Genomic DNA, 14,301 nt, shown 5'->3' on the forward strand with positions numbered 1-14,301 from the left:
ACCTCTACAAATTCTGATTGACGTAAGAGAGCATCTGGTCGACGGCCGAGATCACCTTAGAGTTCATCTCATAGATTCGCTGACTCTCAATCAGATTGACCAGCTCTTCGGTCACGTTAACATTAGAGGTTTCCAGCGCCCCCTGACGTATTGCGCCCATACCATCCAGTGATGCTGTCCCCTGAATAGGTGTGCCACTGGCGCCTGTTTCCAGGTAGAGGTTCTGCCCCATAGGGTCCAAGCCACTCGGATTGATGAAATCAGACATACTCAGTTGACCCACCACTTGGTTTTCAGCCGCGCCGGGTGTCTTCACCGAGACTTCCCCTTCGGCGGACACCGTAATGCTGGTCGCATCATCGGGAATAGTGATAGCAGGTTGCAGTACATAGCCTGAACCCGGGGTCACGATTTGCCCGGTATCATCTAAGGTAAACTGACCATTTCGGGTATAGGCCGTAGTGCCGTCTGGCAACTGCACCTCGAAGAAGCCTGGGCCCTCAATCATCAGATCCAGTGAGTTATCTGTGGTCAGCATATTACCTTGGGTAAACATCTTCTGAGTCGCGACCACCTTAGTACCTGCGCCTATGTTTAAACCATTCGGCAACTTGGTATTGGAGGCACTGATCCCGCCCGCCTGATTCACAGTTTGATAGAGCAGGTCTTCGAAAACGGCTCGGCTTTTTTTGTAACCAACAGTGCTGGCATTGGCAACATTGTTGGAGATCACCGAGATATCTGTTTGCTGGGCATCTAAGCCAGTCTTACTAATCCATAACGCCGGATGCATAATCTATCTCCTAACTAATGCGCATTAATGACGAAGAGGCACGATCCATCTCTTCGGCGGTTTTCATCATCTTGACCTGCATCTCAAACTGTCGTTGCAGATCGATTAAAGAGACCATCTCATCGACGGCATTAACATTACTGCCTTCGATAGCGCCGCTCTCCACACTGACATTGGGATCGGCTGCGGCGACAACGCCAGACATTTGACGGAACAAGCCATCCTCGCCGCGCATCAGGTTTTGATTACCTGGGTTAACTAATTTGATACGACCGACCTCTTCGATCACCTCGGCGGTTGAGCCAAGCGGTCTCACCGAGATAGTGCCGTCTTGGGCAATCTCAATTTTTTCGATAGGAAGCGGTAATACGATAGGACCTGCGTCACCCATAATAGGGTTGCCTCTGTCATTACGCAGTAGGCCTGTGGTATCGAAACTCAAGCTACCTGAACGGGTATAGGCCTCGCTGCCATCGACAGCCTGCACGGCTATCCAGCCATCACCTTTTACCGCGATATCAAGATCACGCCCCGTGGTCTTTATCGGTCCGGCGGCATAGTTGGCCGACGGATTCTCTGTCATGGAAAACACCCGCGTTGGCAACCCTTCACCAAAGGCCTGCATGGATCTGGCTTGCTCCATATCTGACTTAAAACCATCTGTGTTGGCGTTAGCAAGGTTGTTGGCACGCACCGCCAGCGAATGCATATTCTGCTTGGCACCACTCATGGCGACGTAGAGTAATTTATCCACTTGCTGCTCCGTCAATGTTTCAACTAAAACTGTCTAATAACAGAACAAAGCAAACATCATGCCAAGCAATAGGGTACGTTGCAGGGGGAAGATCAAGCAGTTAAAAGCAAAGAAAGGACAAATAAGAGAAAGCGGCAAAAGAGGCGGAAATGTGTTGCCGCTTGGCAACACATTTCTCGGGGTAAGATTAACGGATCTGCAGTACCGTCTGCTGTAGCGTGTTGTTTACTTCCAGCGTCCGTGAGTTTGCCTGGAAATTACGCTGAGCCGAAATAAGGTCCACCAGCTCTGTCGTCAGATCGACGTTTGACTGCTCTAGCGCCGATGAGCGTATGCTACCAAAGGTACCACTGTTGGCTTCACCCGCCAGTGCCGGGCCAGAGTCCAGGCTCTCTTTCCAAGAGGTATTGCCTACCTGGGTCAGTCCCTGCTCATTTGAGAATCTGGCTAATGCAACGCGTGCTAAAGGAACAGTAGAACCATTGCTATAGCTGGCGTTGATCAAACCATCCGCGCCGACTTCCACGTTAGTCAAACGACCTACTGTGGTGCCGTCTTGGCTCAACTCAGTCACCTCAAATGGCGAGGCGTACTGAGTCGGGCTGTTAAAGTTAAGCGTGAGTGTCTGGGTGCCGTCAGTGCCTGGACCCAAGACGTTGGCGCCGCTCACGCCCAGCTGCTCAGTGGTAATGACGGCCGGATCGCTACCTGTATAGGCACCCGTGTCATTGAACGAGAGCACTGAGCCTTTCCAACCACCGGCATTAACGGCTGTACCACTTGAATCTGCTACGCCGTCACCTGTGGTATCACGACCGTATGTACCCGCAGCGCCTGCCAAGTCAACCTGCTTGCCGTCTACCGCGTAGAAGGCCACCCAGTTACTGGTGCCGGTATAAGCGGCTTGCGGTGGACGTACGAAATAGGTCGTCAGAATATGTGGCTCACCCAATGAGTCATACATGGTCACCGAAGTCGAATTGTTGTAGGTGTCGGGATCGTTTGGATCAAAGGCCGCAGGATCTAAGGTTGACTCACCCGCATTAAGGTTCATCTGAATGCCAATGTTGTCAGTTTTCTGCGGACTGCCGGCAGTGTCGGGGATCTTAACCGGCTGAGTGGTGGTTAAACTCACCGACGTTGAGTTACCATCTTTATCCACCGGGAAGGTTTGCAGATAATTACCGGCCGAATTAACCAGATAGCTATCGGCATCGACCTTAAAGGCCCCTGCACGTGTGTATGAGAGATCTTGTGAACCCACTTCAGAGGAGGTCACAAAGAAACCGCCGCCATTGATCGCCATATCCAGCGCGTTACTGGTAAATTGCAGACTCCCCTGCTGGAATTGCTGCGCCACCTGCGCCGTAGTAACACCGCCACCGACTGTCGTTTTGCTGTTGGCAAAAATTGAACTGGCATAGACGTCGGCAAACTCTGCGCGCGACTCTTTAAAACCTGTGGTGTTGACGTTGGCTATGTTATTCGCCGTGGTATTGAGATCTTTTTGCGCCGCCGCGATACCACTCAATGCAATGTTAAATGACATAAATCACCTCACTAAAAATTTGTAATCTGTTCTGGATCGAATGCCCTAACGCTCTGCTTTGTCTAGGTTTCAGACACGGCCAGAACATCACCGAGTTTGATACCGCCTATGCCTCTGAGATTGAGAATCGCCCCGGTACTTGCCGTTCCTAGGGAAACACTCGTCACATGAGCGTAAGTCGATACGGCTAAATCTTCACTCTTACCATCTACCTTGCCCGATGCCTTGATGGCGTAATTGCCGCTGGCAACAGGTTCGCCATTCTTATCAAGACCATCCCAGGCCACATCGATATTGCCGCCTTCACTGCCATCGACGGTAAAGGTCTTAATCAGTTGCCCCTTTTCATCTTCGATGCGTACCGTGATTGACTCGATAGGCTCTGGGGTACTGATCACCCCTTTCAATACCGGGTCTTCGGCTGAGATATGCCCGGTATCAGAGGGGATCAATACCTTCTGTCCGACCAACCCAGATGCCTGCAGTGCCTGACTCGAGGTCATCACAGTATTGAGGTTAACAATCTCTTCATTAAGCTTGCTGATGCCATCTACGGTCGAGAACGAGGCCATCTGCGCGATCATCTGGTCGTTATCCACCGGCTTGAAAGGATCTTGCATCGATAGCTGCTGACTGAGTAAGGAGAAGAAATCCTCTTGAGTCAGCTCCTGGCTCTTAGCTTCAGGAATTGATGACTTCTCTTGCAGACGCATACTGTCAAGAAACGGATTACCCGTGGTCTGAGTAGCCTGTTGACTACTCGACGCCTGGGGCGACACAGATTTACTGCTCTGCGCAGCTGAGCTCTGAGAAACCTGGCTATTTAATGGATTAACTAGGCTCACAACCTACCCCCTAGGATTTGCCAATGCGTAAGGTCTGTTGCAGCATAGATTTTGCCGCTTCAGCCACCTGTACGTTCATCTGATAGGAACGTGAGGCTGAGATCATGTTGGCCATCTCCTCCATCACATTGACGTTAGGCTTATAAATAAAACCGTCAGCATCGGCTAATGGATGATCGGGTGAATACTCTTTCTGTAACGGTTTATCGCTCTCCACTATGCCGGCGACTTTAACGGACTGACTGGTTTGCTGCTCATGGCTTGCCTTGGCCAGCTCAGCCTCAAACACAGGGTGACGAGCACGATAGGTCTTATCTATGCTACTAGAGACTGAATCGGCGTTGGCAATGTTGCTGGCAGTGGTATTTAGTCTTACCGACTGCGCTGACATGCCTGAGCCCGCCACATTGAATATATTAAAGAGGCTCATGATTAGGTTCCTTTAAGTGCTTTTTTCAATCCGGAAAACTTACCGTCAAGAAAACCCAACGACATTTGATACTCGAGGGCATTCTGCATAAACTCAGACTGCTCCTGCTGGATATCTACGGTATTGCCGTCGCCTGTGTCGGGTTGGTTAGGCACCCGATAACTAATGTGTTGCTTTGATAAGGCCGCCAAGTCGAAATGCTTTACGTCGCTGCGACTCATTTCCAGCCCACCTTGAGCCGTGCGAGCCGCTTGAAGTGCCTTATCAAAATCCAGATCTTTAGCTTTGTAATGAGGGGTATCGGCATTTGCTATGTTAGATGAGATCACCTCGGCACGCGCCGAGCGTATACCCAGCGTATACTGATGTACCCCCAATGCCTTATCGAAACTAATCGCCATAAAATTGCCTCCTCACACGAATGCCATAAACAAAGCAATACTTGTGCCAATAAAAACCATTCAAACGAAAAGCAGAGATAAAGGCGAAGCATAAAAAATGCCAGCAGAGGCTGGCATTAGAGAGGTTTATTGCTAACTCAGGTAATTAGCGTCTTAAGTACGCTTTTGATAGTAGATCCCGGGATTACATCGCACCATATCAAACTCGTCGGTCAAACCGGCAATCGACTCAGATGCCCCCAAAAACAGTATCCCTTTAGGATTAAGGGCGGCAGCAAATTGCCGCAATATCTTGGCCTTTGCCTCTGGGGCAAAATAGATAAGCACATTACGGCAAAAAATAATGTCGAACTTGCCGAGCAGAGTGTAGCTTTCCAGCAGGTTGTGGGCTCTAAAATTCACCAAACGCTTAACATTAGCCTTCACCACCATAGAGCCGTTGGCTCCTGGTTCAAAAAACTGACGCTTGCGCTCATCAGATAATCCTCGTCCCAAGGCCAGGTTATCGTATTCCGCGGCTTTACAACGCTCTAGCATGGAGGGGGACAAGTCTGTCGCTAATATGGTCGCACTACCAGGTAAGGCTCCTGGCTTACGCTGCTGATATTCCAAGATAGTCATCGCCAATGAATAAGGCTCTTGTCCAGATGAACAGGCGGCAGACCAGATCTTAAGCGGCCGCCCTAAACGGGAATATTCAGGAAGCAAACTATTGCCCAACAGCTCAAAAGGATAACGATCGCGAAACCACAAGGTTTCGTTGGTGGTCATAGCATCGATCACTTCAGCCCTAAGCTGACGCTCGGTGGGCTTCATGGAATGCTTAACCACCTCAGACAAGGAAGGAAGGTTGTACTTACCCATCAAAGGTGCGAGTCGGCTACGAACCAAATATTGCTTATTGTCACCCAACACGATGCCGCTGTGTTGCTCCAGAAACAATTTAAATTGGTTGTACTCAGCTTCGGCAAGTGATTTATTCGGCACCTTGATATCCCAATATCAAAAAATAAAACAGGCTACAACATACACTATAGCAAGCATGACAGAGCTCAGCGTTATACATTAGCTAAGTCACTGATACAAGTTTAAACTTATCAAACTTAGGCTTAGGACCGACTTAGGTCAAATTACAAACTAAGATGCTTGTTAACCGCAGCCGCTAACTCATCAGGATTAAATTTCGCAATAAAATCATTAGCGCCCACCTTCTCCACCATCGCCTGATTGAATACACCGCTGAGCGAGGTGTGCAGTACAACCTTAATATCTTTCAGTTTAGGGTTATCACGAATCTCCGCCGTCAAGGTATAACCATCCATCTCTGGCATCTCAATATCTGAGATGATTAGCGGAATTTCGGTTGCGACATTGTCCATCTCCGCCGCGACACTCACCAATTTTTCTAAAGCCTCACGCCCATCTTTTGCGGTATCTATCTGCAGGCTCAAGGACTCGAGGGCACGAATGATCTGCTTGCGCGCCACCGCCGAATCATCAATCACCATGATGTGATAATGGCGATCTCTGTCGATAGTAAGCTGCGCATCCACTTCCTGACTGATCTGGGTTTTCACTGGCGAAATCTCATCAAGGATCTTCTCGACATCTAAAATTTCTACCAGCTCACCTTCTATCTCGGTAACCGCCGTGAGATAAGAATAACGCCCCGCACCTTGTGGCGGCGGCATGATAGCTTCCCAGTTCATATTGATGATACGCTCGACCGACTTGACCAAGAATCCCTGCACGCTACGGTTGTACTCAGAAATAATAATGAAACAACCTTCGGTATTCTCTAACGGCTTGCCGCCTGTTGCCGCGCTAAGATCAATCACAGAAATGGTTTGCCCACGTATATGGGCCACGCCTCTCACAAAAGGATTCAACTTAGGTAGTGCGGTTAACGGCGGGCACTGCAGTACTTCTTTCACCTTAAATACGTTAATGCCAAACCTTTGCCGCCCATTTAACTTAAACAGCAGCAGCTCTAAGCGGTTTTGTCCTACAAGTTGGGTGCGTTTATTAACTGATTCAAGAATACTCGACATAATGCCTTTGCCCTGTTGTCGGGTGAATGCGAAGCCGTTCCCATGGTAAGTATGAGTATAGGCATAGTAATTGCTTTATCTAGTTATATGACAACCAGACCTCTACTTTGTCAAATTTATGACTCTAATTTCTCACAAAAAATGGCAAAGTCTGAGCCTTCAAACGAAGTATAGGTGTAATCTGGCTAATCAAGCTAGTCAATTCAATATGAAAGTAAATTTTGCATATTTTCTGTTTTTGTTACTCACCTCTCTGCCGACAATGGCAGCGGAGCCAGCCAGCGTTCCCTCCGTCTCGACCATAGCAAGATTAGCAACAGAGGTGGTGCAAGAAAAAATCACCTTACCCAAGGATGCCAAGCTGATCATCACGCCACAAAGCTTGGACACCAGGCTATCACCGCCAGCCTGCCTGGGTATGCCTAAGGCCGAGATTGCCAGCGATCGCGCCATCAGTAAAAACAACACTGTCAAAATCAGTTGCAGTAGCCCGGAGCTCGATTATCCCTGGCAGATATTCATTTCGGTTCGGGTCGAAATTCTTTTTCCCGTGGTTGTCGCCAACCAGACATTGGGACCGGGCGAGCTCATCGAAGCCGATCAGATCCGCGTCGACTATGTTGAGCAGAGCCAACTTAGAGGCCAACAATTTGATGATCCAGCAAGCGTTGCCGGGACCCGAGTTAAACGCAGAATCCCCATCAACCAGCCTCTTTTTAGCAGTAATCTCTGTTTCGTCTGCAAAGGCGATAGTGTGGCAATTTTTGCGCGTTCAGAAAATTTCGAGATAAAAACCAACGGCGAAGCGCTAAATGATGGTAACCTTGGTGACAGGATTCAAGTACGTAACAGCCGCTCACACAAGAGCGTTGATGCACACGTTATAGGCATTGGTGAAGTGGAAGTCAGGATGTGATCTTGATGACCTTTAACACGCAAAAATTTATACTGTTTTTTGAAACTTATTGCTAAAGCTTTGACCATGAGTGCCGATAGACAAGTATGTTGATCTCATTTATGTAAGTTGGACCCCAAAATGCCTATAGATATAAAACACGTAAATACAAATACTAACAGTCGAATTGGCAGCGCCAATTCAAGCAAAGCGTCACTGGGCAAAGACTCAGCTGCAACTGCTAGCACTCAATCAAATACGATAAAGGGTGACTCTGTCTCTATCACCTCTCAGGCGCAACAGCTCCAGAGTGCACAGGCCAAATTAAACGATATTCCTGAAATCGATATCAAAAAGGTTGAGCAGATCAAAGCCGCCATCGCTGAGGGGCGCTATAAAATAGATGCCGATAAACTGGCCAGCAATATTGCCCAGTTTGAAAAGGAACTCCAGGATCTTAACTAAGACGTTATGACGCAGATAACCGATATCATCGCCAATCAACACAAATTGCTAGACAACTTGAAGCAAACCATTGAGTCAGAGAAAGCTGCCTTGATCGCGCAAGATGCCGATCAACTGTTGCGTCTGGCTAATGAAAAAGCCGAGTTGTTAAATGAGATCAAACTAGGTGATACCGAATTAGCTGCGCATCCTGAACTAGGCAAGCTCACTCAAGAGCCTGCGCTTATTGCGTTAGTTGACGACGCCAAGCAGGCATTGGCCGAATGTAAACAGCTTAATGAGCAAAATGCCGCGCTTATCGAACACAGCATGGCCAGTGTCAATCGATTCTCACAGGCGCTACAGGCAAGTCGCAACGCCAACAGCCTGACCTATGATGGTAAGGGGAAGACCTCGACCATCTCGACGCTTGGCAATAACCTGAAAGCCTAGTTATTGCTCTGAAGCCAGGTTTCCAAAAAGTCACGGCTCATAGTAAATCTGAAGACATAAAAAAGCCTCTTTAAAGAGGCTTTTTTATTTGGCTGATGTAGTTGACTAATTCAGTTCCCTATCGCACTTAAAAATAGGTCACTTCCTTCACTGTTTGCGGCCTATTCTGCTGTTGGTATAAGGCCCAAACCTGCTGAAAATCAAGCTCAAGCTCAGTGACATAATGATCGCCAGCCGGATAACTCTTCACTACCTTCGCGCCGCGAATCACGCCGCTCACCGAGGCCTGAATATTGTCATCGGATAACATCCAATCTTTTACATTGCTCGAGGCTGACAACTGTTGGCCATACACCTGCTCGGCCAGCTCTCGGTAGGCAGCTATCTTAGACGCCTGCATTGCCATCAATACCCGTTGAGAGGCCTCTTTTGCTGGCTGGGTCGCCAGCGGCGCATAACCAATAGCGGTTAATTTAGGAAAACTCTCCGGCGCCTGGGTTTCCCATTGGATATATCTATCTTGAGAGGCACATCCACCTAGCATAAGCAGCAATGCCACTATCATGATTCTCATTGGTTAACCCCCTTAATCTGCACATCAGCCTGCCCTTCGGCGCTGTAACGAAAAAGCACACCGCCTTGGGAAGTCACCTTTTCTGACAGGCTAAGATAATCTGCCAGCTCTGACTGACCCACACTCGCGCCAGCCACAGAAACAACACGATTATTGGTCACATTCACTATGCGACTATTAATCACCACCCCATTGGGGTTAAGGCTCATGGTCGAGGCCAATACATGCTCTACGGGCAGATCCGTCGGCAGCTGACGCCAATCACGGGTCAAGATAAGCTCTCCCTGCTCAGTCACCCGCAGGTTCTCGCCTACGTTAATATCCACCAGATTAAACTGATGGTCGTGCATGGCCGCGATCAATCCCTGCTGTATCTGTAACCCCAGTGCATTGGTTATCTTGAGGTTGTCCAATAATACAGGTGTCGCAACCAACAAGGGTTGTTTGGGCGTCAGCTGATCGTTTTGACGCACTAGCTCATTAGCCAGCTGCTGGGTCAAATGAATCACTGCCGAACTGGCAGGCAAACTATTGCCGCTCTGCAAAGTCGGCGTATCACTCTCATTTGCCGCACAGGCTGCTAACAGCATGAGGGAAGATATTATCAAAGCGTTTCGCATCTTGATGTCCCATGGTTTCTCGATATTGGCGTGAACCAATATACCAACTTGGCGGCGTCATATATTCGGCCAGCCAAACCTATTGGCAATTATGCAGCAATATATATGCCATAACCTATGGATGTTCTCCTTACGCGCAAAGACTTGCTCGACTTTGGCTCATTACAGGATTAACCCATAGTGACGTAGTCATAAGCCTAGGTACTATCGAATGCCATAACCTCTCCGACAGAGAGGTTAAACTCAGGCACGGATATTGCTTTGAGCTTATTCATCAATCAGGAACATGAAAAAGGGTGCGAAACTGTCAGCATTTTGGCACCCCGTACTGGATTAATCTGCTCAATTGAGACGATACAATGAAACGACTCCACTTAATATTGCTGTTACTTGCCAGCTTTCACACTCATGTGATGGCGCAGTGGCTAGAGGCTCAGGGCGAAGCCAAAATCATCAACGGCAATATTACCCAGGCCCGCGAAGATGCCATTGCACAGGCTCTAAGCTATGTCACATTACGCTCTGGCGGCCAGTTTACCAGCGTGCAGCGCACCCAAAATGGTCAACTCACTCAAACCGAGCTTTCCCTGAGCCAGCAGGGTCAGGTCGAACTGATCAGCGAGCAGATCCAAGGCGACAAACTGACCCTGAAGCTGCGCGTCGACGTGATGCAAAACAATGACCTCCCCAGCTGTCAACCACAGCTTAAAGCCGCCATTTTAGTGCCTCAGGCACAAATCGCCGATCGAACCCAATTAAGGTATGGCAATTTGGGAAACTTTGAAAAGGCGCTGTCTGAAAAACTTGGCACCATTATAGATCGTGAAGGTAAAGCAAGCTTTGCCCACGTTCATGCCAATGAACGTCTCGATATTGAGGAGTCTTTGATCGACATTCGTGGCTACCGACTCCCCAGCTGGCTCAGCGAGATCACCGACAGCCAATATATATTGCTACCCGAAATCCTCGATATATCAACAGAGCCTGTAGAAAGCGGTCTTTTTGGAATGTGGAACAACTACCCTCAGCGTCAATTTCAGCTAAGGCTTTCTCTTTACCATGGTATCAGCGGCGAGCAGATCTGGAGTGAGTACTATGACGCTCCAGCGCCATGGGAATTTGAGCGTCAGGCCACAGTACCGGCCCAAAGCAATCGTTTCTGGGCCTCTAGCTATGGCAAGAATATCGAAACCCTATTGAGCCAAGCCGGTGAGGATATCGACAAGGTGCTCAACTGCCGTCCCATATTGGGACAAGTGGTTTCACGCGTCGATAACCGGGTGATCATCAATCTGGGCCGTAACCATGGCGTTAAAGTCGGTGATCAGTTCCAATTGGTACTTCAGCAAAATCTGCCAGATCGCCTGGATAATATGCGCGCCGTTGCCAGCGAATCTCGCGCAAAAATAACCATAGAACAGGTCACCCAAGAAAGCGCTACCGCACTGTTGCAAGGTGCCAATGGGGCCATCAACATACAAATTAACGACATCGCGATAAAAATCTAGCTTGGTTTAGCGCACTAATTAAGCAACTAAATCTAAAGCCTTTTCATCGTGATGAAAAACAGTATAATCACTTGCGTCTCCCTATAGCTCAACAGGATAGAGCAGTCGCCTCCTAAGCGATCGATCGGGGTTCGAGTCCCTGTGGGGAGACCAGTTAGACCTTTTTACTCATAAAATTCAACCGCTTACGATTTTAGCAAAATCTGGTGCCGCCCCTGTACCGCCATAGAACAGGTCTTTTTTAGCACTTTTTGTTATTACTTTTCTGAATAACGCCTGTTTTACACAGTTATCCTCAGTTGTAGACTTTTTGCCCCATTTTTAATAGTTTTTGTCTTACTCTAGACAAGGAAATACCTGAAAATGGATGAGTCTTCGGAACAAAATAAAAATCCCCCCATGACCTCTTCAGCCACACCCTGTGGCTTAAGCAAAGCGCAGAGAATATTGAGTGGAGAAGAATCCACTAAAGAATTTGAATCATACAGTAATGCAATGCGTGCATTAGATAAATATATTAAAGGTGGCGATCGATATGGAGCAGAAAATGCTTCACAAGAAGAGCAACTTAAAATTCTGGCAAAAGATCCTGATGGACTAGACCTACTCGATGAGAGCAATAAAGCGATAGCTAAAGTTTTTAGTGCACTTTCTCAACTTGTGATTAAAGCTCTCGATATCCAACCAGACCCAGAGAAAGTTAAATTGGTTGCTTCTTCTAAAACCATTTCAGAGCTTTTGATAAACATAAAACCTGTACTAGGAATTCTCCTTGAAGACTTCAAGGGAGTAAGGCCAATTATCTACATTGAAGGTGATGAAGATAGTGATGAGAATATTCAAAGATTTAATCTTTTAAAAAGTGCAATCGCCTGTCATCTTGGGAATTTACCAGAGCAATCCACTATGTTTTTTGATCAGCTTTGGGGAAAAGTTTTGGGGCAAGAAAATCCAAATAGTAAATCCCTTAGAGAGGAAATCCTTAAAGTACAAGGTGTCATAGAGTCGGCAAAATCTTATTCAAAAAAGGGCGAGCCATCTCGACATTCCAAAAATCGCCAGCGTAAAGATTACGCCATCTCACTCTATCGGAAAAAGTCTTACCAAAACCCAAGTCAAGCCAGAATCACCCTCTACACTGCGATTGCAGCCTATGCGAAGGATATCAACCACCCATTTAGTTCTGAATATCAAGGCATGCAAACCGTCTACAAATGGTTTTTGGAAGAAGAACGTATTAAAAATAAGTTGTCTTGACTCAAGTAACAAAGTCCATCTAAACTCACATTTAGGCGCCCGCCTCACTTGCATGTGAGTGAAAACAGGCAATCTGACGAAAGTCCTGAAAATACAGCTTTACCCATCTATCACATTCATAGACAAGCCGGGTCGAGTTCGCTTTCCATAATCACATGCGGAACTGAAACACAGTACAGCGCTCGATCCGTGGAGTTTGTTTATGAACATGCTTTCCACTCAGGCCTATAACATTTTCGTTAAGGCCCAATCTCTGCCGAATTGTACCCTCACCCGAGCCCAGGTGTACGAAGTCATTGCCGCCTACTTTGGTCAGCAAAGTTATGCCGCATTAAAAAACGCAGCAGATCCTTCAAAGCTCGATAAGCCAATTCCTGAAGAGGCATACCAACGCTGTATTCAAAAATCGGCGACACTGAAACAAACCGAGGATGTCGCTGCCAAGTTGGCACATTTGGTAGCTTCCGAATTGGAGTTCGTTAACTCATCACATGCAGAGCTTATAAACCGGCAAGTATTCAATTATCTGTATTGTATTTTTGACGAAGATGACTCGTTAGATACTTTGCCTAGTGATCACACCTTTGAGTTTGAAGGCATAAAAATCGACGTGCCGACGCTGTTCGAAAGGCTTAGAAAGATATCCCGAGAAGGGAATAAAGAGTCAAGGCTTTTGGAAATGCTTTGGTTAGATGCAGAGTACTCAAGGGTGTACCAAAATGACGCCAGCGAACACTGGTACAAGCGCAAACTTGCAGGTGATAGTTTAGGTGAAGTTCAAATAGAGTGGGCAGATAACTACGGCCGTATGTTTTCTGCTAAACAAGCTCTGGAAGCTTTTCGAGCTGCCACAAATGTTTCCGACCTTGCGACCCCCAATGTTGAAGAGATTCTTACCACCGAAGATTATTCACTTCCCAAACAGTCCATTTGCTATCAACTGGACGCAGGTGAAATCATGTGGCGAGTAATTGAACTCTGGGAAATCGCATTGGACGACGAGTCAAAGACCGAAATCGAATTTCTGAACCAATGGGACAAGTTGTTTGCATTTCAAGAACCTCGGCGTGACTCACTTGCTCAGTTAGCCGAGTCCGAAACAGACCCTGTAAAGCAACATGCTTGGCTTGAGTTTGCCAAATCAAACGATATCGACCTTGAGCAAGATAATATGTACCTCATCAATTCGTACACTGGCGAAGTGTGGGAACATGACTTTGATGGCCCCGTAGAAGCGGCTGGCTATCAAGCGATATCTTTGCCCCCATTGCCTCCAAAGCTAAAGCCGCAGGTTTCGGAGCGCGTTGAGGCCATGCTTAAGCTTCAGCAAATAATCCATAAATTATAATTAGTTAAGATATGCTTCTCAGGGTGAGAAGCACCTTTTACACCCTGAGCGGCGCATACATACTAACCGCCCTTCCCTAACCTTGCTCCTGACTCATTCAAATTGATCAGGAGCAACCATGACAAATCCACTGTTAACCCCTGCCGAAGTTGCCAAGACGCTTGGCGTGACTGAAGGCACCCTATCCGTTTGGCGCTGCACCGGGCGCTATCCTCTCAAGTTCGTCAAAGTTGGGCGGCGGGTGATGTACCGCCAAATCGACATAGACACTTTCGTTAACGGGAGGGTCTATGAACATACTCTTTAACGGCTTTATTGCCTTCTGCATCCTGTTGCAACTGATACAGATGCTTTTTGGCCTGTCGAAATTTGGCGACGA

At 47.6% G+C, this 14,301-nt stretch carries 17 protein-coding genes and 1 tRNA gene; 8 read left to right on the forward strand and 10 right to left on the reverse strand.

The window, feature by feature from the left end:
* Positions 1-4: 4 nt before the first annotated feature.
* From flgG to CFF01_RS12790, 8 genes are all read right to left on the reverse strand, one after another.
* Complete coding sequence (gene flgG, locus CFF01_RS12755; RefSeq protein ID WP_011865151.1) at positions 5-793, reverse strand: flagellar basal-body rod protein FlgG; 789 nt, start codon at positions 791-793, stop codon at positions 5-7.
* Between the two features lie 10 nt (positions 794-803).
* Positions 804-1,547, reverse strand: a complete 744-nt coding sequence (gene flgF, locus CFF01_RS12760; protein WP_033538471.1) for a flagellar basal-body rod protein FlgF — start codon at positions 1,545-1,547, stop codon at positions 804-806.
* A gap of 187 nt (positions 1,548-1,734) precedes the next feature.
* Entirely contained in the window at positions 1,735-3,096 is a 1,362-nt protein-coding gene (flgE, locus tag CFF01_RS12765) for a flagellar hook protein FlgE (RefSeq protein WP_033538472.1), read from the reverse strand.
* A 62-nt stretch (positions 3,097-3,158) separates the two neighbouring features.
* Positions 3,159-3,941: a flagellar hook assembly protein FlgD gene (flgD, locus tag CFF01_RS12770; protein ID WP_088905051.1), complete on the reverse strand. Its 783-nt coding sequence runs from the start codon at positions 3,939-3,941 to the stop codon at positions 3,159-3,161.
* 10 nt (positions 3,942-3,951) lie between these two features.
* Entirely contained in the window at positions 3,952-4,371 is a 420-nt protein-coding gene (gene flgC, locus CFF01_RS12775; protein WP_033538474.1) for a flagellar basal body rod protein FlgC, read from the reverse strand.
* A 2-nt stretch (positions 4,372-4,373) separates the two neighbouring features.
* Complete coding sequence (gene flgB / locus CFF01_RS12780) at positions 4,374-4,772, reverse strand: flagellar basal body rod protein FlgB (protein ID WP_033538475.1); 399 nt, start codon at positions 4,770-4,772, stop codon at positions 4,374-4,376.
* Positions 4,773-4,925: 153 nt separating this feature from the next.
* Entirely contained in the window at positions 4,926-5,765 is an 840-nt protein-coding gene (locus CFF01_RS12785; protein ID WP_198387162.1) for a CheR family methyltransferase, read from the reverse strand.
* A gap of 137 nt (positions 5,766-5,902) precedes the next feature.
* Positions 5,903-6,823, reverse strand: coding sequence for a chemotaxis protein CheV (locus CFF01_RS12790; RefSeq protein ID WP_033538477.1), 921 nt, complete (start codon positions 6,821-6,823; stop codon positions 5,903-5,905).
* Between the two features lie 208 nt (positions 6,824-7,031).
* Between CFF01_RS12790 and flgA the strand changes: the two genes are divergently transcribed.
* The 3 genes from flgA (at position 7,032) to CFF01_RS12805 (ending at position 8,615) form a co-directional block, all read left to right on the forward strand.
* Complete coding sequence (gene flgA, locus CFF01_RS12795) at positions 7,032-7,739, forward strand: flagellar basal body P-ring formation chaperone FlgA (RefSeq protein WP_088905053.1); 708 nt, start codon at positions 7,032-7,034, stop codon at positions 7,737-7,739.
* 120 nt (positions 7,740-7,859) lie between these two features.
* Positions 7,860-8,183 carry a flagellar biosynthesis anti-sigma factor FlgM gene (flgM, locus tag CFF01_RS12800; RefSeq protein ID WP_088905054.1) on the forward strand — a complete coding sequence of 108 codons (324 nt, stop codon included), beginning with the start codon at positions 7,860-7,862 and terminating at the stop codon, positions 8,181-8,183.
* 6 nt (positions 8,184-8,189) lie between these two features.
* Positions 8,190-8,615, forward strand: a complete 426-nt coding sequence (locus CFF01_RS12805) for a flagella synthesis protein FlgN (RefSeq protein ID WP_088905055.1) — start codon at positions 8,190-8,192, stop codon at positions 8,613-8,615.
* A 127-nt stretch (positions 8,616-8,742) separates the two neighbouring features.
* On the opposite strand, the gene CFF01_RS12810 is transcribed toward CFF01_RS12805, so the two are convergent.
* Together CFF01_RS12810 and CFF01_RS12815 are read right to left on the reverse strand one after the other, a co-directional pair.
* Positions 8,743-9,189, reverse strand: a complete 447-nt coding sequence (locus CFF01_RS12810; protein ID WP_033538481.1) for an LPP20 family lipoprotein — start codon at positions 9,187-9,189, stop codon at positions 8,743-8,745.
* Positions 9,186-9,809: a FlgO family outer membrane protein gene (locus CFF01_RS12815; protein WP_088905056.1), complete on the reverse strand. Its 624-nt coding sequence runs from the start codon at positions 9,807-9,809 to the stop codon at positions 9,186-9,188. Before CFF01_RS12815 ends, CFF01_RS12810 begins: the two co-directional genes overlap by 4 nt.
* A gap of 359 nt (positions 9,810-10,168) precedes the next feature.
* On the opposite strand from CFF01_RS12815, the gene CFF01_RS12820 reads away from it, so the two are divergent.
* From CFF01_RS12820 to CFF01_RS12840, 5 genes are all read left to right on the forward strand, one after another.
* Positions 10,169-11,317, forward strand: a complete 1,149-nt coding sequence (locus tag CFF01_RS12820) for a flagellar assembly protein FlgT (RefSeq protein ID WP_088905057.1) — start codon at positions 10,169-10,171, stop codon at positions 11,315-11,317.
* Positions 11,318-11,394: 77 nt separating this feature from the next.
* Positions 11,395-11,470: transfer RNA gene (locus tag CFF01_RS12825), tRNA-Arg, on the forward strand.
* 210 nt (positions 11,471-11,680) lie between these two features.
* Positions 11,681-12,574 carry a hypothetical protein gene (locus CFF01_RS12830; protein WP_088905058.1) on the forward strand — a complete coding sequence of 298 codons (894 nt, stop codon included), beginning with the start codon at positions 11,681-11,683 and terminating at the stop codon, positions 12,572-12,574.
* A gap of 202 nt (positions 12,575-12,776) precedes the next feature.
* Positions 12,777-13,922: a hypothetical protein gene (locus tag CFF01_RS12835; protein WP_088905059.1), complete on the forward strand. Its 1,146-nt coding sequence runs from the start codon at positions 12,777-12,779 to the stop codon at positions 13,920-13,922.
* 118 nt (positions 13,923-14,040) lie between these two features.
* Positions 14,041-14,229, forward strand: coding sequence for a helix-turn-helix domain-containing protein (locus CFF01_RS12840; RefSeq protein ID WP_039034371.1), 189 nt, complete (start codon positions 14,041-14,043; stop codon positions 14,227-14,229).
* The last annotated feature ends 72 nt before the right edge of the window (positions 14,230-14,301 follow it).

This window comes from Shewanella marisflavi (assembly GCF_002215585.1).
GTDB classification, from domain to species: domain Bacteria; phylum Pseudomonadota; class Gammaproteobacteria; order Enterobacterales; family Shewanellaceae; genus Shewanella; species Shewanella marisflavi.